We start from the raw sequence: 26,001 nt of genomic DNA on the forward strand, positions 1-26,001 counted from the left end.
GTCCGTTCGGGGAAATACCGGCCCAGTTATTGGGCGACCCATCCTCCGTCTACTGCCAGAGAATGCCCCGTCACAAATGATGACAAATCGGAACATAACCACAGTACCGCATCCGCCACTTCTTCCGGCTCTCCCAGCCTGCCGATGGGTTCCATGGATTCAAACTGTTTTTCCACCTCTTTGCTTTTCCCAGTATACCTGTCAATCATGGGTGTCTTGATGACGCCCGGACATACGACATTCACCCTGATCCCCAATTTACCGTATTCCAATGCGGCATTTTTTGTCAGGCCAATCACGCCGTGTTTGGACGCCACATAAGCCGGTATGCCGGGAAAACCCACCAGTCCGGCAATGGATGCATTGTTCACGATGGCACCCTTTCCCTGTTTTAGCATATGGGGAATCTGATATTTCATGCATAACCATACACCGGTAAGATTAATCCCTATAACTTTGTTCCAGTTTTCGACAGTGCATGCATGGGTTTCCGCTGTCAATCCCTCCACGCCTGCATTGTTGAAAGCAAAGTCCAGTCTACCGTATTTTTCAATGGTTTGTTCCACCATCATTTTGATGTCCTCCTCCCTGGACATGTCGCATTTCAGGAAAATGGCTTCTCCCCCGGCCTTTTGGATGGTTTCAATGGTTTCCTTATCCTCAATCCAATCCACTACCACAACATTGGCTCCTCTCTTTGCAAACGCAATCGCTGTGGCTTTCCCGATTCCAAACGAACCGCCGGTTATCAATGCCACCTTGTCTTTAAAAGTCTGTTCCATGATTGTAGAATGATTTATTTGGTTACACTATTTTTTATTGATTCTTTTCGTTCCGCGATACTGATATTTTCTATCCCCTTCAATAAGGCATCAGGGGTAAAGGAGACACTGTCTATTCCTTGGGCCACAAGAAATCCCGCGAATTCCGGATAATCGCTGGGAGCCTGTCCGCAGAGGCCTATCTTCACTCCCGATGTTTTGGCTACCCGGATCACATTGGACAACATCTGCTTTACGGCCTCATTGTTTTCATCAAAAAGGTCACTGATGATGGCAGAGTCCCTGTCAATACCCAGGACAAGCTGTGTCAGGTCATTGGATCCTATGGAAAAGCCATCAAATATTTCTGCAAACTTTCCGGCCAGAATCACATTACTGGGAATTTCGGCCATGACATACACCTCCAAACCGTTTTTTCCCCTTTCCAGATTAAAATGCTTCATGGTATCCAAAACCAGCGTGCCTTCCTCCACGGTACGGCAAAAGGGAATCATGACTTTGATATTGGTTAGCCCCATTTCGTCCCGAACTACACGGATGGCTTCACATTCCAACCCGAAGCCTTCCCTATATCGCTCATGATAATAGCGTGAAGCTCCCCTGAACCCGAGCATGGGATTTTCTTCCAGGGGTTCAAAGATTTTACCTCCGATCAATTGCGCATATTCGTTGCTTTTAAAGTCGCTCATCCTAACAATCACTTCCTTGGGATAAAAAGCAGCGGCCACCATGGCCAAAGACTCGGAAAGTTTTTCCACGAAGTATGTTTTCTTGTTGGCATATTGGTGGGTAATGGCCTCAATGGCTTTTTTGTCATTGCTATCACTGAGTTCATGGTATTTTACCAAAGCCATGGGGTGGATTCTTATGGCGTTGGTGATGATAAATTCCATGCGAAGCAGACCAACACCCTGGTTAGGGTAAAAAGACAACTGGAATGCCTTCTGTGGATCAGCCAGTATAAACATGGCCTTTGTCTGGGTCTGCGGCACTTCTTCAATATTGATTTCCTTTTCTTCCCATTCCAGTTTCCCTTCATATATCATCCCTTCGTCCCCTTCAATACAGGAAGCCGTGATGACTTGACCGTCATGAAGTTTTTCGGTGGCGTCAGATGTCCCTACTACAGCATGGATACCCAATTCCCTTGCTACGATGGACGCATGGCTCGTCCTCCCACCTTTGTTGGTTATAATACACACGGCCTTGCGCAGCATGGCATTCCAATCGGGGTTGGTGATGTCTGCGACAATGATGTCTCCTTTTTGCACTTTTCCTGCATCAGCCAACGAATGGACGATACAGACCCTCCCACTGGCTATGGCCTTTCCGACTGCCTTTCCCTTGCAGATAGGTATTGCTTTGGTTAATAGCTTATATTGTTTTATGCTAACGCCTTTTCTCTGGCCATGTATTGTTTCCGGGCGCGCCTGGACGATATAAAGTTCCCCGGTCAGCCCATCTTTCGCCCACTCTATATCCATAGGCATTTGATAATGTTTTTCGATCTTATAGGACCATTCTCCCAAGATTTGGACGTCATTATCGGAAATGGAAAAAACGGATCTCTCTCCAGGGCTGGTTTCTACGTTGATGACCGGTCTTTCAGTACCCACGGAATAAATCATCTTGTTTTCCTTTTCCCCCAATTTTCGGTAAATGATGCTGTTTTTTTGGTTTTCCAAGGAAGGTTTAAAGACGAAAAACTCATCCGGATTGACTGCTCCCTGGACCACATTTTCACCCAGGCCCCAAGCGGCGGTGACGTATATCACATTTTCAAATCCCGTTTCTGGATCAATCGTAAAAATCACGCCCGCGCTGCCCATATCCGAGCGGACCATCCGCTGAACCCCGACAGAAAGCGCCACATCCATGTGATCAAAACCATGGTCTATCCTGTATTTGATCGCCCGGTCATTGAAAAGTGAAATATAACAGCGGTGAATGGCCTGCATAAGACTATCCAAGCCAACGATATTCAGAAAACTATCATGCTGACCGGCAAAGCTTGCCGTGGGCAGGTCTTCGGCCGTGGCACTGCTACGGACTGCCACGGACGGGATTTGGTCGGCCCGGAGGCTTTCATAAAAAGACGCAATATCACTTTTCATCTCCTCCGGAAATTTGCCAGAGGCCATAATCCCCCGGCAGGAGGCACCTACCGCGGAAAGGTTCTCCAGCGTATTGATATCCAATTCATTTAAATTGGCTTCCAGCCTCTCCCTGAAACCATTTTCTTGGATAAAATTCCGGAAGGCTTTTGCCGTAACGGCAAACCCATCAGGAATTCGGATACCCAAGGGCGTTAATTCCTTTAACATCTCCCCTAAAGAGGCATTTTTACCCCCGACTATCGCGAGATCTTTGTTTCTGATTTCCGAAAAAAGAAGGCAATTTGGTGTCATATTACAGATCCATGTGGCGTTGTTGCGTTGAAAAGGTAAGATAAATGGTTAGGCATCAATTACTGATGATGAAAATCATCTAAATAAAAGATTAAAATTTGATCCAAACTTCCCCAATTATTTTTGATTTCATTGTTTAATTTTGTTCATCTATCGCGACCTAATTCAAGAACCATGAAAGCCTGGTTACTCAATAAGAAATCAGATCTTCACAAGGAATCATTTCCCCTCGAACTGGCAGAAACTCCCATCCCTGTTCCTAAACCCCGGGAGATACTCATAAAGGTTTTATGCTGCGGTATATGCCACACTGAATTGGATGAAATTGAAGGCCGCACCCCACCTGCCAGTTATCCGGTGATTCCAGGACATCAGGTAATCGGGATAGTAGAGGCATGCGGTGAAAAAGCCACATTTTTCGAAACAGGAACCCGCGTGGGAGTGGCATGGATATATACTGCCTGTGGACGGTGTGAGTACTGTGCCGCAGGCCTCGAAAATTTATGTCCCGAATTCAGAGCGACCGGAAGGGACAACAACGGAGGTTACGCGGAATATATGATCGTGGACGAGCGGTTTGCCTATGGTATCCCCGCAGCATTTTCCAATCTGGAAGCCGCTCCGCTGCTGTGTGCAGGCGCTATAGGATACCGTTCTCTGAAGCTAACGGGCATTTCCGATGGGCAGACACTGGGCCTTACCGGGTTTGGCGCATCCGGGCATCTTGTATTGAAAGCGGCCCGCCACCTTTATCCCAAAAGCCCTCTCTTTGTGTTTGCAAGAAGTAAAGATGAACAGCATTTTGCCCTTGAACTTGGGGCCATCTGGGCAGGAAACATCACTGAATCGCCTCCTCACAAAGCCAACGCCATCATCGACACCACTCCCGTATGGAATACCGTTGTGGGGTCTCTATTCCATCTGAAGCCTGGGGGCAGGTTGGTGATTAACGCCATCCGCAAAGAGTCAACGGACCTGGATGCCCTTTTGAACATCTCCTATCAGGATCATTTGTGGATGGAAAAGGAGGTAAAAACAGTTGCCAATATTACAAGGTCAGATGTTGACGGGTTCCTCACCCTCGCGGCTTCCATCCCTATCAAACCAGCCACAGAACCTTATCCTTTTGAAAAGGCAAATGAAGCCCTTCTGGATCTTAAACACAAACATGTGAAAGGGGCAAAAGTCCTGGTAATTAGTTGATCTTTCCGGATGATAATCTACTGCTAATTCCCCGCCTTGCAACGGGGCTTCGATTTATCCCTTTGTTTCTTCACCTGGCATGGATGCCTATTTTATCTATAGGTAAATCTTAAAATGAAGTAACATAAAAACTCATCATTCCCAAGCAAAAGGGCGAAAGAAGCCACATCTGAAGATACTTCACTAAAAGACATCTTGTATTTTGTATTGAACCTCTTTGTATGAGAAGGAATCACCTTTCCTTTTTCCGCTCATTTCCTGAAAGAGTGGACTTGCTGTGGAAAGACCAAAAACTTTGGTTCCTTCTACTTCAAATTCCTCTATACTTGCGGAAACAAAGAAAACCCCCTTGTCGGTTAGCACAACACTCCCTTCAGCTACTGTTTCATGAATATACTGTATGGTCGGAATCATGTCATAAAGCAGCTTCATCTCTTGATTGGCAAAACTTAGCTGATCCGCCAGGGCATTGATTTTATGCATTATCTCTGTATTGAATCCTTGCTGCGAAAGATCCATTTCCTCTTCATTCACCATCCCTGCGCTGGACTGCAGATCTTTGATACCCTCTCTGAGATCATCAATCACCGTTTGGTGTTTACCGATACCGGCATCCAACATATCCTTTTTCAATTGTGACCGATCCGTGGTTAAAATCCTGTTTTCCATCATTATGTTCTTTTTGTAACGTCCGTTTTGCATCGTATATATAAAATAACGAAAACCTATCAAAAAGATGATTTCCATTGTTGTAGAGATAGAGGACATCTGCTACTTTTATTTTTCAACTTGTCTCCTATGCCTCTCCTTATGCTCCAGAGCGGGCATCATTCGGGGAAAAAGACGAATGTGATTTTTTCCCGGATATCCCGGCGTCAAGAATGGGCGCGGCGTTCCCTTTCCCATTTCTCGAAAAAAGCTACCGCTTCTTCATCGGTAAGATCTGAAAAATCGTAATAACCTTGGGATACGGCTCTAAAATAGGAAGGGGTCTCCAGAATAATCACCTCATCCACTTTTCTTTCCAACACCTCGGCCATCTCAGTCCCCGCTATGGGTGCTGCTACCACAATTTTTCCCGCCATCCTTTTTTTACAAAGCATGATGGTAGCAAACAGCGTGGCACCTGTGGCTATTCCATCGTCGACTATGATAAGCGTCCGGTCTTTGAAGTCCGGGAGCGGTTTGCCCTTCCTTAACTTCTGTATCCTTCGCTGAATTTCCCGTTTCTGTTCTTTCAAGACCTCGTTCATGGTTTCTGTCGACAGGATCTGACTGGCAGCTTCCGAAATATACAGGCTCCCGTCTTCAGCCACCGCCCCAAACGCAGCCTCCGGATCAGCCGGATACCCCAGCTTACGCGTAACGACCAAAGACATCTCCGCACCTAGATATTTAGCCACATAATAAGCCGTTTCAGCACCTCCTCTTGGTATCCCCAAGACCAAAGCCTTTGTGTTCCGGTATTTTCCCAAGGCCTTGGCCAATTTTTCCGCAGCATCTTTTCTGTCATTAAACATGGTCGTAAAAATTATAACGATTACATGGCCGATATTTGTATCTTAATCCATATCCCGCTTCCGGCCCCTTCAAAGCTAAACGAAGATATAGTCATGGAAGGGCTGATTCTTTCTATTCCCAAGATGTTGTATAAACCATCCCGCGGAGTAATGCGCTACTTCTTCCAACGTTCCGGGTTCTTCAAACAGATGGCTGGCCGCCTTGATGATCCTCAACGATTTTATACCGGGGAGCTTTTCATAGGCTTGCTCGTTCAATGCTATCACCTGACGATCAAATTCCCCAATCAAGAGGAGGGTAGGGGCTTTTACGTCCTTTAAAAATTCCAACGCCAAATCGGGTCTACCCCCACGGGATACAATCGCTTTTATCCTATGCTGGAGAACAGAAGCAGCAATGAGTGCCGAAGCAGCACCTGTACTGGCGCCGAAGTAAGCCAAAGGTAAATCTTTTGTCGAGGCCATTTTCATCAATGTCTTTGTGACTTCAACCAACCTGTTTGCCAGCAGGCCCACATCAAAACGAATCCTTGGATCCTGGTCCTCCTCCCTGGTCAAGAGGTCAAACAAAAAAGTGGCTAAACCCTTCTTATTCAGGTACTGTGCCACAAAATTATTTCTGGGGCTAAACCGGCTGCTGCCGCTTCCATGAGAAAATATAATAAGGCCACAGGCGTTCTCCGAGAGGCTTAGTTCGCCCGTCAGGGTAATGTGATCAAGGTTGATTTTTAATTCCTGTTTCATTCTTTCATGAGTAAGTAAACGGAGTTGGTCTTTCTGTCCCGATCGGCCATCACCTTCATCTAATAAAAAACTCCGCATTAATAATGCGGTATAGACAGGCACACAAAACAGGAAGATATTTTAAATCCATTGAGGCAATTTATAATAAAGCAGCAGAACACTCAATGATGATAATGAGGCAATTATGATGACCACAATCATTGGGAGGCCTTAATCTTCAAAAAGTACAGCCGACTACCGGATACAGGCTACAATAAAGGGATGCGGAATTGGACTTTATTGGGTAAAAAAATCATAACAAATGGGGAAGAGGGGATTGAAGCAGTGAGTGAAAGAAGAGCGGGCTCGTATTTTAATGTTTTTTGAAGCCTGACGACGGGTTTAAAAGCTTTATTGCTCCATTCCCTACCTTTTCTTCCGCAAGCAAGCATTGGGCTACAATCCCAGAGGATTATTCAGGATCTGCGGAATTTTTAATTCAGTACCCAGTTCCTTATTGAGCTTTTGTATAAAATAGGTTGAAAGCAGGGGCGATTCCTTCTCGATATTTTGGTGGACAAAGAAATACACAGATTTCAAGCCCAGTTTTCTCCATTTTGTTATCCTTTCCAACCAATCATCCAACCGTTGATAATCACTTTCATGGTTGGCCCCCACATAACGTACAAATGCCGTAGGAGCGGTGAGTCTCATGTGCAACATGTCCCTTCTCCCTGCTGTATCCACAATGATATTTGTTTTGCCGTGTTGTTCCAGCAACTGATAAAACTTCTCTGCTTCGGAAGGTTCATTGAACCATTCCGTGTTGCGCAACTCCACCGCGAGCGGAATGGCTTTCGGGAAATCCTTTATAAATTTCTCTATCCTGTCAAAATCCTTGGGCTTAAAATTGTCATGCATTTGGAGAAAAGCCATCCCCAATTTTTCCTCAAAGGCACTTACCGCATCACAAAACTCCTCCACAGGCCGTTTGACATCAATCAACCTTTTAAAATGACTGATCGAATTGGTGATTTTTGGGAAAAACCGGAAACCGTCAGGGGTTTTATTTTTCCACGTTTCCACCTGGCTCCGCTTCGGCATGTTGTAAAAAGTGGCGTTCAATTCTATAGAGTTGAACTGAGTAGAATAATAGGACAACTCATCCTTTGTTCCTCTTGGGTAAAACCCTTTTAAATCAGTCCTGTTCCATTTGGCACAACCTACATAGACCTCCAATTCAGAACCATCGGCCTTCGTGGCCGCCAGTACCCCTTCCGTATCAGGGTGATCAGCCGGAAGTGAAAAATCTATCAAGGAGGGGTCATCAACTTTACCGAATTTCATAAAATTATCATCATTAACGAGGGTCTTACAAAAATAGAAATTTTATTCATTTATGGTACAAAGCTTGGCCACAGACTCCGAACCTTTCCTCAATTCTTTGGAGAAAACGAAGCAAAGGTTGGCTATGAAAATTCTGCTCTCCTTTTAATCAAACTGGTAACATTTCCATTAATCATAAAACAATCCAGGCAACCACAGTGAGACTTCAGGGACGTAAGTGACCAGCAACAAAATCAAAATGCTTACCAGCAGAAACGGCAAACCTGCTTTCGTGATCCTCTCCAGGGAAATATTCCCAATACTGGATGCCACAAAAAGACATACCCCTACAGGAGGTGTGGTCAGCCCGATAACCAGATTCACCACCATGATAATGGCAAACTGGACCGGATCTACCCCCACCTGAACGGCCACGCCCAGCAAAACGGGAAAAAGTATCAAAAGTGCCGCTATGGTTTCCATAAAAGCCCCCACAAAAATCAGTAGCAAATTGATCATCAAAAGCAAAAGCAGTTTGTTTTCTGTCAGTTCCAGCATGCTGTCCGCAATCAGCTGCGGCAACTCTTCCACCGTCATGATCCAGGCGAAAAGATTAGCAAACCCCACCAATACCATCAAAGAGGCAGTAGTTTTGGCGGATTGTAAGAGGATAGCCGGAATCATCCTGAGCGAAAGCTCTTTATAAATCCAGAGGCCCACGGCCACCGCATAGACCACCGCCACAATGGAGGCTTCTGTTGGGGTGAATATCCCCCCGATAATCCCAAAAAGGATTACCAATGTCATCATAATGGCCCAAAAAGCTTCCACAAAACGCAATGCTACCTGTTTTAACGGCGCCCGTTGGCTTTTGGGATATTTTCTTTTTACAGAAATAAGATACGTCACAGCCATAAAACCGAGCCCCAACAATACCCCCGGTACGATACCTGCCACAAACAGTTTTCCTACAGACAACCCTGTGAGTGTAGCCGCGATGATCATGGGCAAACTGGGGGGAATGATGGGGCCGATCGTGGAAGAAGAGGCGGTCACCGCGCAGGAAAATTCCGTGTCATACCCCTCTTTTTTCATCGCCGGAATCATCACAGACCCTATACTCGCAGTATCCGCGATGGCGGTTCCGGAAATGCCGCCAAACAGCATAGACGCTCCCACATTGGCCAATCCCAAGCCCCCGCGGATATGCCCCAGCAAGGCATTGCAAAAGCGGATGATCCTGCTGGTAATGCCACTGGCGTTCATCAGGTTTCCAGCCAGAATAAAGCCAGGAATGGAAAGCAAAACAAAAACATCAATCCCGGCATACATTTTTTGGGGGATGACCATAAGGGGCAGGTCGCTGAAAAGGATATATACGAAAGCGGAAATCCCTAGGGCAAAAGCGATAGGAAAACCGATGATCAACAATACCAGGAAAACCAAAAAAAGAAGCAGGGTCATTTCAGATGGGGTTTATATTTAAGCATTTCGATAAGCTGCAGCATGCTGTACAAGCTTACCAACAAGCCCATGAAACCCATCGCCGCATACATGACAGACATGTTGAGCTGTAAGGCGGGAGAAATTTGCAGGCTCACTATCCGGGCCAAGGGAATACTGAAAATAAACATCACCATCATTAGCACAATGATACACAGTAATATAAAAATTTCAGTGACCCACCTGGCTTTGGGGGACATCTTGTCCAGAAAGGTATTGACACTTACATAGGCCCGGTCCTTTACAGCCAACCCCGCTGCAAGACTTACCATATAGATAAAGCAGAACCTGGCCATTTCTTCTGTCCAGTTGGGAGACCAGGGCAAAGCATAGCGGGCCACTATCTGCAGGATCACCACGCCGATCATCAACAGGAAACTCAACGTCACCATAAACGACAAAACCTTGTCCAAATAGGGAAGGGATAACTGTTTCATTTAACTGCCTGGATTCTTTGTAAAAGATCTTTCTGCCCGTCGGAAAAAGCCTCCAAAACCGCTTTGCGCGCGGCCTCTTCAAAAGCGGCCCTGTCTACTTCAATGAATTCCATACCCCTGTCCAACAGGTATTGGTAATCTTCTTCTTCCTGTTTCAAGAACAATTCATGTTCGTATGCCTGCATGATTTTAGCAGACTCCAAAATCACCTGCTGAAGGTCAGCGGGAAGCATCTCAAATTTCTTGTTGCCCATGACCACATAGGCCCAGCTTTTTACGTGTTCCGTCAGCATGCAATACTTCTGAACCTCATACAAACCCGCATCCCGGATCAACGCAAAGGGATTTTCCTGGCCATGTATGGTCGATTGCTGCAGTGCAGTGAAAACCTCCGAAAAAGCCATCGGGGTAGGCTTGGCACCCAAAGCGCTCCATGTTTTAACGTATAAGGACACTGCGGGTACCCGGAGGATCATGGAACTGAGCTCGTCGGGGTGACGGATGGGCCGGTTGGCGGTGAGGTTCCTCGCACCCCGCTCAAACCAGGCAATGGGCCTGAAGCCGGCGATGTCCAGTATATGCTGTTCTATTTCTTTTCCCAGAGGTCCTCCTGCCACCTTTTTGAGGTGGTCACTGTCCCGTATTGCAAAGGGAGTAGCGCATAATATGGCATTGGGCAGGCTCCAACTTTGCAGTGATTCCCCCGTGATCATAATATCCGCGCTGCCTGCAAGGATCCCGGTCAGAACATCCATCTCTTTGCCCAACTGCTCATTGGGGTAAACTTTGACTTCTACCCGGCCGTTACTTCTCTTTTTTACTTCTTCGGCAAATTTAAGGCTGGCTTTATGCCAGCTGTGGTTCCTGTTGGCGAGGTGACCGAATCGAAGCGTAAATTCTGGTTTTTCCTCCCCAACTCCCTGACAAGCCCCTAAAACCAGGGTTAAAAAAAAGAAACAAAAACTGCAGAAGCGATGGCAGGTCATATATTTGGGCTTAAGATACTGAAAGGCTTTAATATGCCGAAAAATACAAAAATTTGGCAGTAATCATAAAACCGTTCAGAATTTAGCCCCCACCACCATGGTCTTTTTTATCTGCTTTACCGATCCGTCAGGATGTACCAGCTCACCCCATAATACGTAATAGCCCGGAGTTACCTTAGTTCCATTCTCATTTGTTCCGTTCCAGGTATAAAAACCTTTCTCCCCCCACAATTCATTTTCACAAATGGCCTTTACCTGAATACCTGTGCTGGAAAAAATCTTTAAGGATGCCATGTATCCCGGTCTTTCCAGTTGATAGTGAATGGTGGCAAACGGCCTTTCCCCCGGTGCATTGGGTACAAAAACGGGAGGATCCACCACGATCATGTCCTGGGCTTGTTTTTCCCCATAGGTTTGGGAATTTTTATACCCCGGCGTGGCATAGCCTGCATCCGCTGACGCAGAATGCCAATTGTGGGGGTTGTTTACCTCAGCATGAACCCCGTATCGCTCCAATGAAATGCCTTTAAGGTCCCTCAAAAAGCTGTGATGCATTCTCTCATGATAGTCAAATCTTTCAACCCATTGCTCTTCCGGATCCAGCAAAATCACGGTGCCGGAAGTGATGGGGTAACTGGGGAGACTGGTCATCTGGTGAAAATTCTCGAATTTCCCTTTGGGGTAATGCTGCAAAAGCCTGTCAGCATCCGTGGTGAGCACCAAATAGCTGAAGGGTTCCAGGATAAGGTCCTGCCCTGAAATGACCCGGCGGTTACTGATCTCCTCGTTGGCGAAGTTGGCCAGTTTCCAGTTTTTTAGGTTCAGGTATTTGGTTGATTGGTTATAAATTTCCACAAACTTGGGCCCGCCGGTCCGGGGATTGAAAAGGACCTCGTTCAAGACAATATCCCCTTCTTCGGGTTTGCCGGGGATTTTAAATTCGGCTTGGGATAACAACGGATCCGTGTTGTTGCCTACACAGTCTTTCCAGCCGGAAATCTGAAGGGTATAAGCCTGATTGTCTTTCAGGTTTTCTCCCAAGACTACCCATACCCGGGACAGATCAGCAGTATCCTGGTACACTTCAGACACATTGAGCCTGGGCACCAACAGGATGCCGGGGATATCTACATGGGCCAAGGGTTTTGAAAAAACGAGAGAAAGCTTATCCAGCGATTTTACTTCCACAGCTAACAACTGCGGCCTTGTTCTATCCGGGCTATCATCGAATACAGAATTCATTTTCCCGGGCGTTCCCCTTTTTGCATCTTGCGAGGGCCTTATATTTTGATCTGATATACAAGGGTAATAAGGATTCACCAGTTCAAGACTATAACCTGACTGGGCAATGGTGCCGGAGCCATAGGTTCCGGTATTATAAACAAACCGGTCGATCAAAGTCCCCCGGCGATCAGAAATGCTCACCTCATCCTCTTCATTCAACAAAGTTGGCCAGTGATTCAGGCCGATGACCCTGCCATATGGCATGAAATTTTGGACCTGATTGATCGGACATAAAATAACGTGTTCTTTTGGGTCAATGGTTTCCCTCGGAAAAACAGTGGTTGTCCTGGAATTGGCCAAAAGATAGCCCCCTAAATAATAGGTCTTATCGCTGGCATTATAAATCTCCACATATTCCACATGAGGCAAAGTCTGACTTGGCCGGGGTGCCGCCATCACTTCATTGATCACGATGTCCCTGAAATTCGGATAAGCGATTTCATCCATGATGAAAGACAAAACCGTCTCATTGACAGAATTCCCATGCCGGTCTTCAATATGTTGGATACTCAACTCGTAAGGCATGCCTGAATGAAACGCCTGTTCAAACACCAACAAAACCTGATTGGGATGGGAAAGCGGCAGTACCTCCATGGGATGTGTGCCGTTGATTTCATAAAACCCGGGAACCACTGCGAGGATCGGATCAAGCGGCTCATCAAAATGTAAACGCAATTCGTATTCCGTGATGACCTCCACTTCTACCAATTTTGGGGGAATTGTGTCCCATTCCAATAACCTTATGGAACCCGGATGGATTTTTTGATTTTCCCCTAACCTTGGCGGTACCTGTAGTTGGTATACCTGTCCCTCCAACAGGGGACTTTCCAACACCAATTTTAAATGGGCCGGGTTACTCTGGTTATGGATGGCCTCTATGTTTTGGGGGTCATCCGCCAATTTAAACGATCCCAACAAAGGCGTATTTAAGTCCAATGCGGTCTCATGGTAAACCTGGATCATTTGTGAATTTTCAGGCCAGACCGCTGTGATCCCGTCATCGTATGTCAAGGAAGTCTCAAGTTTATGGCCAGAGGAGCCACGTTTGTTTTTTACTTCCAACACTTCGACAGCCACACTATCCCCAAGCCGCAGGCCATCAAAAAGTTCCAACTCCAGTTCAAACCCGTTTTCCTTTAGCCTCGCATATTTTATACCCTTATGATTAACCAGATACCGATCAGGCAATATGGACAGGGAGGGATCAAGAAAATGTGAGAAGCACAGCACAAGGTGATGGGCATCCCATAAATAAGCTTGACCAATCTGCGGCAGGGAATTGTCCAGTCTGTATTCCAGATCGTAGGCGGTATTTCCCAATAAATCCTGGAGTTCGGGAAATTTTATCCTTATCTCATCTTCTTTAAGGGCGATTTGGGACTTAACAAGGAGGCTTTTCTCACCATCCATCTCCCAGTCTAAGTGGACAAGACCCCCCACGGCCACGTTTTCCGGAAACATCACCGGTTTATCAAAATCAATCCTGACCTCAAATGGGCTGATCAATGAGGCCGAAATGATTTCGGGCGGAATGACATCATACACAAAAGCCCTGTTGATGGTGCGGGGCATCTCCACCCCATAAACATCCCGGAGGTTTCTGATGGACAGCTGGTAGTCCACGCGGTTTGCAAACTTTTTCCGGAACTGTAGTTCTGCCGCATTGGGCGCTTTGAAATGAATTTTCTCCGGATTTCCGATCCCCTCATTTACGGTGTAATTCTGATGGATCAAGGCATGTTTTTCATCCATCGATTTGTTAAATGTCACCCACAGCGTGCTGTCGTTACGGACATCCACGTCAGTAATAGCAATACTCCTGGTATCCCAGATAAAGGATTTTTTAAGGGTATTGATCGGATTACCATCCATGTCTTTTATGCCTTCGACTCTCAGTTCTAGAGGGGTGTTGGCTGGAAGTTCCTCCCTGAAAAGCAGGTGAAAGTACAATGGGGATGTTGCATCCCGGTAAACCCTTTCCGGCTGTACCGGATTTTTGTTCAATAAATAGGAATGAAGCTGCACAGCTGCCACACTGTCTACCGGTATTTTATACTGAACCTGCAAATGGGTAGGGCCTGAAAAAACCAACGTGTCCAATTGATCGTCCAAATAAAATTCCAAAGCGGTTTTATCTGCCCGGTTTCCTGTCAGGTCCAAAATGTTCCGGGCATAGAATTGATAGGCTTGTCCCAACTCCAAAGGTGGATCCAACGCCATCTGTATGGTTTGGGAGTCAAGCGCCTGAAGATTTTTGATTTGACCTTCATAAGGTACAATCCCGAATTGGTCCGAATGCAGGGAACGGTAAAGGTCCAGGGGTTCATCAAAATAAAGTTTGAATTCATCATCAGCCAAAGCGGAAATTCCAATGAGCACCGGTGGTTCGGTGTCATAGGTAAAGGTATAATATCGCTCATCAAGGCCAAGGCCATAGCAGTCCCTCACCCCTGTGATTTCCAACAAGTAGGATTCTCCCGAAACCAGTTCGAGCGGGTTCGTCAAAGTAAGCATCTCCGTATCCATGCTCTGCAATTCCGCTAACGTGTCCTCAAAATATACTTTTATGCTGTCCCGGGATTTCGAATCGGGGATTTTGGAAAACAACACCTCTATTTGGTTTTCGTCATTGAGACGAACCTCACGGATAATAAATGGACGTGGGTCCGGCTCTTCGCTGAAAACGGAATTAACAGCTCCCGGTGTGCCTCCCTGGCTGGAAACCGAGGCTTTCCAGTTATACCGGTCCGTGCAGGAGACATACGGATTGATTCGCTCCAGCGACCAGCCTCCCTGTGATTTCTGGGCATCCCGGTACCAGGAAGTGTCATAGCTTAGGCTGTCGATCACTCCGAAAGCATCGGCCAGCAAAATCTCCCCGGAACCATTGGGAAGGGCTCTGAAGGGACTGACGCCCGCTGCAGATGCCCACTGGCTGAATACCTCGGTCTTGGAAGCCGGGCACAGCAACGCAAAACCACCTGCCTCCAGGGTCAGGTCGGAGATGATTCCTCCGTTGTAAGTGAATCCTGCCAAGCGGATGGGTTTGTCGGTCCGGTTATGCAGTTCTATGTATTCGTCCGTAGAGGCAGTGGGCAACACAGGGTCGGGAGGAGCCAGTCCTTTTGGGTTTGGGTCCGCCATGAACTCGTTGATGATGACCGCGCCAAAAGGCGTGGGGCTGCTCCAGTCGAAATCATGCACCAACAATTTCACTTCCGGATCAATCCCGCCCCTTTCTCCGTAGTTGAGCGTGAGCTCAAACCGGTTGCTGTACAGGTACTCTCCGAAGTCCAGCACCAAAACGCTGTCCTGGATTTCCCAATTTTCAGGGGACCCATAGCCTGGGCTAAGCATTGCACTTGTAAACTCGATGCCGTCGATCAACTCGTTAAAATGAACGGCCAGGCTGTTTTCCCCATGTTTTTCCACCCGGTTTATGGAAAGGTCATCCGGCTCCTCTATGGGATCTCCAGGATCCGGCCCCGGATCTTTCCCATCTTCCTCTCCGCTCAACTCCAGCACATAAGAAAAATCCGTTGGTGGATTGCCATAACAGTCCCTCAGGTTTTTGATTTCCAGCAAATAGCTGTTCCCGGAGGTCAGGGGAACCGGGCTACTGAAATGGATACTTTGCGCGGTAATTTTTTCAGGCAGCACTGCCTTACCCTCCAGCAGGACCTGGATTCCGTCATGGAACGCCGGATCAATGTTTCCCGAAAACCAAACTTCTATATGGCTCGCTTCCAAAACAGTTACCTCAACAAGGGACAATTCCGAGGGGCCGGTTTCATACACGGAATTCCTCATTCCCGGGGTGCCGCCCTGGTCGGAAACCGATGCCTTCCAGTTGAAACTTCCCTGACAGGAAATATAGGGATCCATCCTTTCGAGCGACCAGCCTCCCCGCGTCTTGTCGCTGTCCTGGTACCAGGAAGTGTCGTAGTTCAGACTGTCGATCACCCCGAAGGCATCGGCAATGTGAATCTGACCGGAATTATTGGAAAGAGCCCTAAAAGGGCTTACACCCGTAGTGGGTCCCCACTGGTTGAACTCCGTTGTCTTGCTGGCCGGGACCAGCAGTACATAGCCCCCTCCCTCCAAAGTAACAGGCTCTACGGCACCGTCATTGTAGGTAAAACCTGTTAAAAGAATAGGCTTGTCTGACCGGTTATAGAGTTCTATGTATTCATCATTGGTGGCTGTGGGCAAAACGGGATCGGGCGGGACCGATCCTTTAGGATTGGGATCGGCCATGAATTCATTGATGACGATGGTGCCAAAAGGAACGGGACTTACCCATTCCAAATCGTGGGCCAGCCACATTTCAGTATCCTCTTCTGATTTTTCATGGTACTCAATAGTCAACTCATAATGGTTAGGATACAAGTAGTCCCCGAATTCCACCCAAAGGAGACTGTCGTTTAACGCCCAATTGACGGCTTCTCCATAACCATGATTTAAGCCGATGTTTTTGATATCAAACGCCTCTTTCAGGTCATTTCTTCCAAAGGAAATAGCCCAGCCCTTGTCATCATATCTTTCAATCTGTTCTATTTTAAGACTGTCTTTTCCTTGTATGGGATCTTCTATATCCGGGTCTTCGCTACCTGGATCTTCTTCTCTCGGATCCGGCTCGCCGGCTTCTCCATGTATTATAAAATCATCTATAAACAGCCTTGCGGCAGTGCCGCTTCCCTGGCCATAACGCACATCCAGTCTGATAAATACCACCTCTTTACCCAGCAAATTTGAGGGCATCTCAAAAAGATATTCCTGATAAGGAGTGTCCTCATTGGGAAAACTTTCCGGAGTGCCTATGGGCTGCATTTCCCCAAAATTTTCCGGGGAGTCTTCCGAAAAGGAATAATAGACCTCCACAGGCCTGTTTCCCGAGCCATTTTTTCCGGTTTTCGCCTGAAAGGAAATTCTGCTGTTTTTCAGTCCAATAGTGGATGTTTTTATGTAAATTTGCGCGTCGAAAGAGCCGATGGTCTGGATACCCAGGGCTTGGGAGCCGTTGATACCTTCCCCACTGGCTTGGAAGACCCTCATGGAACTGGCCCGTACGTCGTTGGCAGACCAGTTGGGCAAAAATTCTTCAGGATGGTTAGTGATCATAAAATTGCTTTCAAAATCCTGATCGATAAAAGTTTCGGTTTCTTCGAAAAGTGCAAAACCTAGTATGGAAAAAGCAATGAAACCCCATACAAAAATGCAGGTTTTCATGCGTTTAAGTTAGTAAAAACTTAGAAATAAAAAAATATTGACTGTAAATTTTGCGGTGCATGGTAAAATTCACCCGCTGCAATGACCGTTCAAAAGACAATTATTGAACAAATCAGTAACCAAATAAATATATGAAACTAGCCGTAGTGGGAGCCACCGGTTTGGTCGGCTCGGAAATTCTGGAAGTGCTGGATGAGCACAATTTCGATTATGATGAACTGCTTTTGGTAGCAAGTGAAAGAAGCGTGGGTAAGAAGATTAAATACAAGGGCAAAGAATTCACTGTTATCGGTTTATCCCAGGCTGTTTCTGAAAAACCGGACATCGCCATTTTCTCGGCGGGTGGAAGCACTTCATTGGAATGGGCTCCTAAATTCGCAGAAGCAGGGACCATCGTTATCGACAACTCCTCGGCCTGGAGGATGGATCCGACTAAAAAACTCGTGGTTCCTGAGATCAACGGCAAGTCACTCCGTATCGATGACCGCATCATTGCCAACCCCAACTGTTCTACCATTCAGATGGTACTGGCTTTGGCGCCATTGAAGGAAAGATACGGTATCAGGAGGATAGTTGTTTCTACTTACCAGTCGGTAACCGGAACCGGAAAAGCAGCCGTGGATCAGATGATGGCCGAACGTGAGGGCAGGGAAGCCGAAAGGGTATATCCCCACAAAATCGATCTCAATGTATTGCCCCACATTGATGTCTTTCAGGAAAACGGCTACACCAAGGAAGAAATGAAGATGATCAACGAGACCAAGAAGATCTTCGATGATCCGTCCATACAGGTCACCGCCACCACGGTAAGAATCCCCGTGATGGGAGGACACTCGGAGTCGGTAAATGTGGAATTTAAAAATGACTTTGATCTGGATGAGGTGAGGAAAATTCTTTCCAACACCCCTGGTGTGGTGGTACAGGATGATCCTGCCAGCAATGTGTATCCCATGCCTATCCATGCCCATAAAAAGGATGAGGTATTTGTGGGAAGACTTCGCAGGGATGAAAGCCAGCCCAACACGCTGAACATGTGGATCGTGGCCGATAACCTTCGGAAAGGAGCGGCCACCAATGCCGTACAGATCGCGGAGTACCTTGCTGAACACAGCATGGCTTGATTTGGAAAATAGACATCCATACAACGATGCCTTTAGACAATTTGTGCAGGACCATCTCCATGATGATCCTGCACATTTGCTTTTAAGCCGCAAACCCGGTCCTGAATTTGACCTGAAGGCTGCCGTCCATCAGATTGCCATGCGGCAAAAAGCAGCCGGAAAGCTCCCCGCATTTTGCCGGGAACCCGGATTGATTTTCCCTCCAAGCCTCTCTTTGGAACAATCCTCCTCCGAGATGACGGCCATTTTTAAAAAACAGCTTGTTGCCGGAAAAACCTTTATAGACCTCACCGGTGGATTCGGTGTGGACACTTATTTTATGGGCCGGGCCTTCGAAAAAATCACCTATGTGGAGCAACAGGAGGAGCTGGTAAACATTGCCCTCCACAATTTTCCATTGCTGTTTGAAGCCAACACTTACACCATCATACATGGGGATGGCCTGAATTATCTGGCCGCTAGGTCTGCGAATTATGACTGCCTTTTTGTAGATCCTGCCAGAAGAGGGCGCGGTGATCAAAAACTTTATAAATTACAGGATTGCGAACCCGATGTGGTTTCCAACTGGGCCCTCTTACAACAAAAGGCCAGACAGATACTGATAAAAGCTTCCCCTATGCTCGACCTCAGCATGGCCAAAACGGAAATCCCGGATATTCAGGAGATGCATATCCTGTCTGTAAAAAACGAGGTCAGAGAAGTATTGCTTCTCTATAAGTCGAATCTCCCCGCCACATCCACAAGGATATTCGCCCATGAGTTGGATCCTACGGGAACGCATACCTTTGATTTTACCTTTGAAGAAGAATCAGCCGCACAACCCAGGATAGAAGGGCCTTTCGGTTACCTTATCCTGCCTCCGGCGGCGGTGCTGAAAGCCGGTGCTTTTAAGACCTTTGCGCTGAGGCATGGACTGGCGAAACTCCATCCTCACACGCATCTTTACACCTGTGGGGATCTACCGGCAGACATTCCCGGCAGGATCTTTCAGGTAATGGGGGAGATCAAACTGAACCGCAAAACCATTCAGACAGCTTTTCCGGACGGCAAGGTCAATGTCCTGGTCAGGAACCATCCGCTCAACGCCGCCGAACTTAAAAGCCGGTACCGTCTGAAGGACGGGGGGGAGGATTACCTGATCGCCTGCACCCCCGCGGACGGAAGGCCGAGGGCTTATTGGTGTAAGCGGATAAAGTGATCATAAACATTTCTCAGTTTTTAGTCAGCCCGACAATCCGGGTACACTTGATCAACTTAATTTCACCTGCATTTCAATCATTTTTATTATCTTCCCTCTCTCAATCGATAAACCTATTATGAACCGAAGAACCTTTTCCAAAAAAGCCCTCCAAGGTATGGCTTTGGCCGGGATGGCCCCTTATATGCCTGCTTCTGCCACTTCCCAAGCCCGATCCCATGTACGCTTGGGAGGACCCATTTATACCAAACCCAAAAGCCCTGAGGAATGGATCGCCGCGCTGAAAAGCAAAAACTTCCGGGCTGCCTATTGCCCCCTCAATACCACAGCCGGTACCGAGGAGATCAGGGCTTATGAAAACGCAGCCAAAAAAGCGGACATCATCATCGCCGAAGTGGGCGCCTGGAGCAACCCCATCAGCCCGGACGGCAACATGGCCCAGGAGGCATTCGACAAATGCACCCAATCCCTGCAACTGGCAGAGGCCATCGGCGCCAACTGCTGTGTGAACATCAGCGGGTCAAAAAATCCCGAGCACTGGGCCGGTCCACACAAAGACAACCTCACCCAGGAAACCTTTGACCAAATCGTGGAAGTCACCCGGAAAATCATCGATGAAGTACAGCCCCGCAGGACTTTTTTCGCCCTGGAACCCATGCCCTGGGCCTTTCCCGACTCCGCGGACAGCTACCTGGATCTAATCAAAGCCATCGACCGTAAGCAATTCGGGGTCCATATGGATCCGATGAACCTGATTGTCAGCCCCAAGCTGTTTTATAACAATGCTGAACTGATCAAGGAATGTTTTCAGAAACTGGGTCCCCATATCAGGAGTTGCCATGGCAAGGATATCGTCATCAAGGAAGACACTTACATGCCTCAGTTCACTGAGGTGAGACCCGGTCTGGGCGTGTTGGATTATGGCATATTTTTGACAGAAGTCAGTAAGCTGAAGGATATTCCCCTGATGATGGAACACCTGAGCACTGAGGAAGAATATGACAAAGCTGCTGAATATATCCGGGCTGAGGGAAAAAAGGTGGGAGTGGAATTGTGAGTCTTTTTCTTTGAGCCTGGTCAGGAAAACAAAACCGCTGCTTTTTAATCCAGTAACCGAAAACATATAAATCCTAGTTAGCATTTTACGCTAAGGCATGTTTCTAGCCAAGTTTTTGCTGTTTAAAACCAACAAAAACTTAGGCTAATGGAAGGTCCGGAAAATCATTTTAAAGTAACCATAGTAGGTTGTGGAGATGCTTTTGCAAGTGGCGGAAGGTTCAACACCTGTTTCTATCTGGATTTCGGCAATGTGCATTTTCTGGTGGATTGCGGGGCCTCCTCGTTAGTCGCCATGAAGCAACATGCTGTTCCCGTTTCAAAAATCAGCTTCATCCTTTTAAGCCACTTACACGGGGATCATTTTGGAGGAATCCCGTTTTTTCTATTGGATGCGAAAAATATTCAAAAAAGAACCGAGGCTTTGACGATTATGGGTCCAAAGGGAACGGCTCAAAAAACCAAAGAACTCACCGCGCTATTGTACCCGGGAACTGACTTTGATGCGCTGGGATTTAACGTTGATTTCCAGGAATATGAGTCCCGTCAAAAAGTAGAAATAGAACAATTGGAAATAGAGGCATTCTCCGTAATCCACTCAGCGGAATCCCAACCTCATGGCCTGAGAATTACCCGGAATGACAAGGTTTTTGCTTATTCAGGAGATACGGAATGGACCGAAAGTCTTTTTGATATTTCCCGGAACGCAGACCTTTTCATATGCGAATCGAATTATTACAACCCAGTAGGCCCGAATCACTTGGATTATCGCACATTGGTAGCCAACAGGGGCCGTTTTACTTATAAAAGAATCCTTTTAAACCACCTGGGCGGGGAGATGCTCAGCCGAATTTCCGATCTTGAGTTGGAATGTGCCTATGATGGGCAGGAAATAACTTTTTAAAAATCCGGTCACCTTCATTTATTTTTAAAAAATACCATTGAGTAATAAATCTCAGGTAAAAAAACTTAGCAAAAGTTCAATTCCGATAATCGGTTTCGTCTTCTTTTTTATACGAATAAAATTGTGGAAAAATCATAAAAACTAAATATGCATTCATAAATAAAACTGAGAAAGAATTTAATAAGGAAGAATAGCCTAATATTACTTCCATTGGAATGATATTTGTTCATAATTTAAAAATTAGATGTTAATTACGTGTTAATTTAACCATTTATATAAATTTTAATAAAATACCACTATGAGAAAAATATCATTTGGAGTTCTGGATTTGCCATTTTTAATGCGTTTTTCTACATTAAAATTGGTAGTTGTTTTATTTTGCATAGTTACCAGCTGTAATGATTTGGGAGAAAATGATCCTGCTATAAATAATGCTTTTATGGCCGAAATGGAAGCTGCTCGTGTGAAAATGATGGAAGACATGAATGCAGTTACTATGACTATGGATCCTGATGTAGATTTTGCCAACATGATGATCCCGCATCACCAAGGGTCCATTGACATGGCCAATATTCTATTGAAATTTGGAGAGCATCCAGAAGCATTGGAACTTGCAAGAGGTGCCATGGAAGCAGATCAGGAAAGCCAAAACCGCCTCAGGCAATTCTTGGAAGAACATGGAGATCCAGTCCCCCAAGCTGTTCATGATTTTATGGAAGAGATGGACATAGTAATGATGAAAATGGATGAATCAATGAAAGCTATGCATTATACCATCGATCCCGATTATGATTTTGCAGAGATGATGATCCATCATCATCAGGGAGCAATCGATATGTCTAGAGTGGAATTTAAATACGGAGAAGCAGAAATGGCTCTTGAGGAAGCTAAAAGGATTATTGAACACCAAGAAAAAGAGATTATAGAACTGGCTCGATTCAGAAGCAAGCATGGACCATCCAGGTAAAGGGTATTTAATGCAAATAATCCAAAAGCTTGTAAAGGAAAAAGAACAGCAAGCTTAGGGTACCGTATATTTTTATTACCAGGAACCGATTACATCGGGGCAAAAACCAGAGCACGGTAACCGGATTAATCATACCTGAAATCACTCCCAGTAGGGACAGGTAAAACAAAAACTCGGTTATCAGGGTAGCGGCTTCTAACATTATAGGGAATGAAGGTTTTGCAATGTGAAAATAGGGAAGAGCAATAGGAAAAAAAAGTAATGGAATCCTTATCTATAAAGGCGCTTAACTAAAAAAGGACAGTTTTACAACTGTCCCTTTATCTGTGCTTTAAAATAGAATTATTTTTTCCTTTTAACCTCCTGCATCATATACCCTTCAAAGGTATCTCCCACCTGAATATCGTTAAAACCTTTGATGGAAACACCGCATTCATAGCCGGATTTCACCTCGTTCACATCGTCCTTGAATCGCTTCAAGGCGCTGATCTCCCCTTCATGGATCACGATACCATCCCGGATCACCCTGATTTTGTTCTTTCTGTGGATATACCCATCGGTCACATAGCAACCGGCTACAGTACCTATTTTTGAAATCTTAAAGACTTCCCTCACCTCTATATTGCCGGTAATGACTTCTTCAAACTCAGGCTCCAGCATGCCCTCAATGGCATCCTTGATCTGGTTGATGGCATCATAGATGATGGAATAGTGCCTGATCTCGATTTCCTCCTGCTCCGCCAGCCTCTTGGCATTCGCAGACGGTCTCACCTGGAATCCCAGAATGATGGCGTCGGAGGCAGAGGCCAACAAGACATCCGATTCGGAAATCTGCCCTACACCTTGGTGAATGATATTCACCTTCACTTCGTCTTTGGAGAGTTTCAACAGGGAATCTGACAAGGCCTCCACCGAACCGTCCACATCACCCTTGATGATGATATTGAGTTCTTTGAAACTTCCGATGGCCAACCTTCTTCCGATCTCATCCAAGGTAATATGTTTCTTGGTTCTGAGGCTTTGCTCACGCTGTATTTGTTCTCTTGAGTTGGCAATCTCCCTGGCTTCACGCTCAGTGTCATATACTTTGAAAACATCGCCGGCCTGGGGAGCACCGCCGAGGCCCAACACCTGAACCGGTGTGGAAGGACCCGCCACTTCCACCTTTTTACCGATATGGTCAAACATGGCTTTCACCCGGCCGTAATGCTGTCCGGCAAGGATCACGTCCCCCACCCGCAGGGTACCAGCCTGCACCATGATGGTGGACACATAACCCCTTCCTCTGTCCAAAGAAGCTTCTACCACGGTACCCACAGCATTCTTGTTGGGGTTGGCTTTCAGTTCCAGGATTTCCGCCTCCAAAAGCACTTTCTCCAGCAACTCATCCACCCCTACGCCGGTTTTCGCGGAAATTTCCTGGGATTGGTACTTACCTCCCCAATCTTCCACCAGCAGGTTCATATTGGCCAATTCCTCTTTGATTTTGTCAGGATTGGCATTGGGCTTATCGATTTTATTAATGGCAAAAATCATCGGCACACCTGCGACTTGGGCATGGTTGATGGCTTCCTTGGTCTGCGGCATGACGTTGTCATCAGCGGCGATCACGATGATGGCCACATCCGTAATCTTGGCACCCCTGGCGCGCATCGCGGTAAACGCTTCGTGCCCCGGTGTATCCAAAAAAGCGATTTTATGCCCATCCGATGTTTCCACATCATAGGCTCCTATATGCTGGGTGATTCCACCCGCTTCCCCATGGGTAACCTTCGACCTGCGGATGTAATCAAGAAGTGAGGTTTTACCATGGTCGACATGCCCCATTATCGTCACAATAGGAGCCCTGTCTTCAAGCACTTCCGGATTTTCCTCTTCTTTTATTTCACTTTCCTCTTCATCGGTTTTGGTGAATTCCACTTCATAATTGAATTCATCAGCAATGATGGTAATGGCTTCCGCATCCAGTCTTTGATTGATGGAAACAAACATCCCCAATCCCATACAGACAGAAATGACTTCATTAACCGAAACATCCATCAACGAGGCCAGGTCGTTGGCAGAAATAAACTCAGTCACCTTTAGTATGCGGCTGCTTTCCAGCTCCTCACTGGCTTCCTTGCCTCTTTCGGATTTTTTATCCCTCCTGTTTCTGGCTTTGCCGCCAGCTTTTCCGCCTCCCTGTAGTCTCGCCAGGGTCTGTTTGATTTGTTCTTGTATTTCTTTCTGAGAAGGTTCTTCTTTTTGGTAACGGGTGCCTCCGCCGTGTTGTCCCCCTCTACCGGCTGCTGGTCCTCTTGCTCCTCCTTTTTTAGGCATCGGACCTCCGGGTTTACTGCCCGGACCCCCCGCAGGTCTCGGCCCACCTTCCGCCGTTCTGGGACGGTTTTCTATCCGCTTTCTCGGTCTTTTCTTTTTTTCCTTACTCCGCTCGTCAGAAGATGCAACCGGCTTGGATTTCTTCTTTGGCTTGTCTTTAGGCAATTCGATTTTTCCCAAAACGGTAAGCCCTTTCAGGGAGTCAGCTTTAGCAGCGATAACTTCCCCTTTAGTGGGTTCCTCAGGAGTTTCTTTTTTAGGGGAATCGGGTTTGCGTTCAGGAGCCTCTTGCTTTTCAGGAACAGGTTCTTTTTTGTCAGCAGGTTTTTCAGTAGGTGTTTGGTGCCCAGGGGCTGTTTTGTCCGAAGCAACTTCCGGGGTTACAGGGGATTCGGTTTTGGGTGGGATTTCCTTTTCTTCTTTGGCAGAAGGCGCCTCCTCAGCTTTGGAGGGGGCTTTTTCAGCAGGCGGGGAAACTGAAGGCTTTTCTTCTTCCCTGGCTTCTGCTTTTTTTGCCTCGGGCTCCTCTTGTTTGGGCACGGGTTTCTCCTCGGGCCGCTCTTTCGGGGCTTCCGCTTTTTCCCCGGTGGGCTTTTTCCCTTCGAGGTCAATTTTTCCCAAAACTTTTATACCCTGAAGTTTGGGGGCTTCAGTGGAAATTTTATCAGCTTGCTTATCGGTTGTTTTCTTTTCTTCCGCAGGCGCAGCAGGTTTTTCCGGTTCCTGCTTTTTGATTTGTTTTTCAGGCTCTGACTCTGATTCGGCTTTTATGGTAAAAGTCTCATTGTGTCGCTTGCCTATAGACAGATGGGAGGCCTCTTCCTTCTCCTGGGCAGAAGATCTGAACTCCTTGGCCAGCATGTTAAAGTGCTCCAAGCTAATTTTAGAGTTCGGATTGCTTTCTACCTCAAAGCCCTTCTTCGCCATTGACTCCACGATGGTAGAAATACCAACGTTGAGTTTCCTGGCTACCTGGCCTAATCGCATCATTTTTTCTTCTGACATACTCAAAACCTATTCCTGTATTTTTTTATA

At 46.6% G+C, this 26,001-nt stretch carries 17 protein-coding genes; 6 read left to right on the forward strand and 11 right to left on the reverse strand.

Translation table 11 applies throughout. The features are described 5' to 3' along the window. Positions 1-26: 26 nt before the first annotated feature. Together ACFPFU_RS01360 and ppsA are read right to left on the reverse strand one after the other, a co-directional pair. A complete protein-coding gene (locus ACFPFU_RS01360) occupies positions 27-782 on the reverse strand; it encodes an SDR family oxidoreductase (RefSeq protein WP_377060739.1) in 756 nt (251 codons plus the stop codon). A 14-nt stretch (positions 783-796) separates the two neighbouring features. After that, positions 797-3,190, reverse strand: coding sequence for a phosphoenolpyruvate synthase (gene ppsA, locus ACFPFU_RS01365; protein WP_377060741.1), 2,394 nt, complete (start codon positions 3,188-3,190; stop codon positions 797-799). Between the two features lie 174 nt (positions 3,191-3,364). Between ppsA and ACFPFU_RS01370 the strand changes: the two genes are divergently transcribed. Then, positions 3,365-4,393 carry a zinc-dependent alcohol dehydrogenase family protein gene (locus ACFPFU_RS01370; RefSeq protein WP_377060743.1) on the forward strand — a complete coding sequence of 343 codons (1,029 nt, stop codon included), beginning with the start codon at positions 3,365-3,367 and terminating at the stop codon, positions 4,391-4,393. 183 nt (positions 4,394-4,576) lie between these two features. Here ACFPFU_RS01370 and ACFPFU_RS01375 read toward each other — a convergent pair whose 3' ends face one another. The 8 genes from ACFPFU_RS01375 to ACFPFU_RS01410 form a co-directional block, all read right to left on the reverse strand. Next, positions 4,577-5,140, reverse strand: a complete 564-nt coding sequence (locus tag ACFPFU_RS01375; protein WP_377060745.1) for a hypothetical protein — start codon at positions 5,138-5,140, stop codon at positions 4,577-4,579. 128 nt (positions 5,141-5,268) lie between these two features. Beyond that, a complete protein-coding gene (locus ACFPFU_RS01380) occupies positions 5,269-5,913 on the reverse strand; it encodes a phosphoribosyltransferase (protein WP_377060747.1) in 645 nt (214 codons plus the stop codon). A 75-nt stretch (positions 5,914-5,988) separates the two neighbouring features. Then, positions 5,989-6,735: a dienelactone hydrolase family protein gene (locus ACFPFU_RS01385; RefSeq protein ID WP_377060749.1), complete on the reverse strand. Its 747-nt coding sequence runs from the start codon at positions 6,733-6,735 to the stop codon at positions 5,989-5,991. A gap of 357 nt (positions 6,736-7,092) precedes the next feature. Further along, positions 7,093-7,983, reverse strand: coding sequence for a DUF72 domain-containing protein (locus ACFPFU_RS01390; RefSeq protein ID WP_377060751.1), 891 nt, complete (start codon positions 7,981-7,983; stop codon positions 7,093-7,095). 168 nt (positions 7,984-8,151) lie between these two features. Then, positions 8,152-9,426 (reverse strand): TRAP transporter large permease, encoded by a 1,275-nt coding sequence (locus tag ACFPFU_RS01395; RefSeq protein WP_377060753.1) that lies wholly within the window; start codon positions 9,424-9,426, stop codon positions 8,152-8,154. After that, the gene (locus ACFPFU_RS01400; RefSeq protein WP_377060755.1) at positions 9,423-9,902 is read right to left on the reverse strand and encodes a TRAP transporter small permease; all 480 of its coding nucleotides are present in this window, start codon (positions 9,900-9,902) and stop codon (positions 9,423-9,425) included. Before ACFPFU_RS01400 ends, ACFPFU_RS01395 begins: the two co-directional genes overlap by 4 nt. After that, positions 9,899-10,888 (reverse strand): TRAP transporter substrate-binding protein, encoded by a 990-nt coding sequence (locus ACFPFU_RS01405; protein WP_377060756.1) that lies wholly within the window; start codon positions 10,886-10,888, stop codon positions 9,899-9,901. The genes ACFPFU_RS01400 and ACFPFU_RS01405 overlap by 4 nt, the downstream gene beginning before the upstream one ends. 75 nt (positions 10,889-10,963) lie before the next feature. Next, complete coding sequence (locus ACFPFU_RS01410) at positions 10,964-17,401, reverse strand: lamin tail domain-containing protein (protein ID WP_377060757.1); 6,438 nt, start codon at positions 17,399-17,401, stop codon at positions 10,964-10,966. A gap of 131 nt (positions 17,402-17,532) precedes the next feature. Between ACFPFU_RS01410 and ACFPFU_RS01415 the strand changes: the two genes are divergently transcribed. The 5 genes from ACFPFU_RS01415 (at position 17,533) to ACFPFU_RS01435 (ending at position 22,647) form a co-directional block, all read left to right on the forward strand. Then, positions 17,533-18,522: an aspartate-semialdehyde dehydrogenase gene (locus tag ACFPFU_RS01415; RefSeq protein ID WP_377060759.1), complete on the forward strand. Its 990-nt coding sequence runs from the start codon at positions 17,533-17,535 to the stop codon at positions 18,520-18,522. 1 nt (position 18,523) lies between these two features. Continuing rightward, positions 18,524-19,720 (forward strand): THUMP-like domain-containing protein, encoded by a 1,197-nt coding sequence (locus tag ACFPFU_RS01420; RefSeq protein WP_377060761.1) that lies wholly within the window; start codon positions 18,524-18,526, stop codon positions 19,718-19,720. Positions 19,721-19,838: 118 nt separating this feature from the next. Then, entirely contained in the window at positions 19,839-20,777 is a 939-nt protein-coding gene (locus tag ACFPFU_RS01425) for a sugar phosphate isomerase/epimerase family protein (RefSeq protein ID WP_377060763.1), read from the forward strand. A 147-nt stretch (positions 20,778-20,924) separates the two neighbouring features. After that, the gene (locus ACFPFU_RS01430) at positions 20,925-21,680 is read left to right on the forward strand and encodes an MBL fold metallo-hydrolase (RefSeq protein WP_377060765.1); all 756 of its coding nucleotides are present in this window, start codon (positions 20,925-20,927) and stop codon (positions 21,678-21,680) included. Positions 21,681-21,978: 298 nt separating this feature from the next. Further along, positions 21,979-22,647, forward strand: coding sequence for a DUF305 domain-containing protein (locus ACFPFU_RS01435; protein ID WP_377060767.1), 669 nt, complete (start codon positions 21,979-21,981; stop codon positions 22,645-22,647). Positions 22,648-22,989: 342 nt separating this feature from the next. Here ACFPFU_RS01435 and infB read toward each other — a convergent pair whose 3' ends face one another. After that, a complete protein-coding gene (gene infB, locus ACFPFU_RS01440; protein WP_377060769.1) occupies positions 22,990-25,971 on the reverse strand; it encodes a translation initiation factor IF-2 in 2,982 nt (993 codons plus the stop codon). Positions 25,972-26,001: the final 30 nt, after the last annotated feature.

This window comes from Negadavirga shengliensis, from assembly GCF_042652345.1.
Taxonomy (GTDB): Bacteria; Bacteroidota; Bacteroidia; order Cytophagales; family Cyclobacteriaceae; genus Negadavirga; species Negadavirga shengliensis.

Excerpts from the sequence above, each read along its gene's own strand:
- ACFPFU_RS01370 (WP_377060743.1), top strand. The coding sequence starts at position 3,365 with ATGAAAGCCTGGTTACTCAATAAGAAATCAGATCTTCACAAGGAATCA.
- ACFPFU_RS01390 (WP_377060751.1), bottom strand. The coding sequence starts at position 7,983 with ATGAAATTCGGTAAAGTTGATGACCCCTCCTTGATAGATTTTTCACTT.
- ACFPFU_RS01395 (WP_377060753.1), bottom strand. The coding sequence starts at position 9,426 with ATGACCCTGCTTCTTTTTTTGGTTTTCCTGGTATTGTTGATCATCGGT.
- ACFPFU_RS01405 (WP_377060756.1), bottom strand. The coding sequence starts at position 10,888 with ATGACCTGCCATCGCTTCTGCAGTTTTTGTTTCTTTTTTTTAACCCTG.
- ACFPFU_RS01360 (WP_377060739.1), bottom strand. The coding sequence starts at position 782 with ATGGAACAGACTTTTAAAGACAAGGTGGCATTGATAACCGGCGGTTCG.
- ACFPFU_RS01430 (WP_377060765.1), top strand. The coding sequence starts at position 20,925 with ATGGAAGGTCCGGAAAATCATTTTAAAGTAACCATAGTAGGTTGTGGA.
- ACFPFU_RS01400 (WP_377060755.1), bottom strand. The coding sequence starts at position 9,902 with ATGAAACAGTTATCCCTTCCCTATTTGGACAAGGTTTTGTCGTTTATG.
- infB (WP_377060769.1), bottom strand. The coding sequence starts at position 25,971 with ATGTCAGAAGAAAAAATGATGCGATTAGGCCAGGTAGCCAGGAAACTC.
- ACFPFU_RS01410 (WP_377060757.1), bottom strand. The coding sequence starts at position 17,401 with ATGAAAACCTGCATTTTTGTATGGGGTTTCATTGCTTTTTCCATACTA.
- ppsA (WP_377060741.1), bottom strand. The coding sequence starts at position 3,190 with ATGACACCAAATTGCCTTCTTTTTTCGGAAATCAGAAACAAAGATCTC.
- ACFPFU_RS01385 (WP_377060749.1), bottom strand. The coding sequence starts at position 6,735 with ATGCGGAGTTTTTTATTAGATGAAGGTGATGGCCGATCGGGACAGAAA.
- ACFPFU_RS01425 (WP_377060763.1), top strand. The coding sequence starts at position 19,839 with ATGAACCGAAGAACCTTTTCCAAAAAAGCCCTCCAAGGTATGGCTTTG.
- ACFPFU_RS01380 (WP_377060747.1), bottom strand. The coding sequence starts at position 5,913 with ATGTTTAATGACAGAAAAGATGCTGCGGAAAAATTGGCCAAGGCCTTG.
- ACFPFU_RS01375 (WP_377060745.1), bottom strand. The coding sequence starts at position 5,140 with ATGGAAATCATCTTTTTGATAGGTTTTCGTTATTTTATATATACGATG.
- ACFPFU_RS01435 (WP_377060767.1), top strand. The coding sequence starts at position 21,979 with ATGAGAAAAATATCATTTGGAGTTCTGGATTTGCCATTTTTAATGCGT.
- ACFPFU_RS01415 (WP_377060759.1), top strand. The coding sequence starts at position 17,533 with ATGAAACTAGCCGTAGTGGGAGCCACCGGTTTGGTCGGCTCGGAAATT.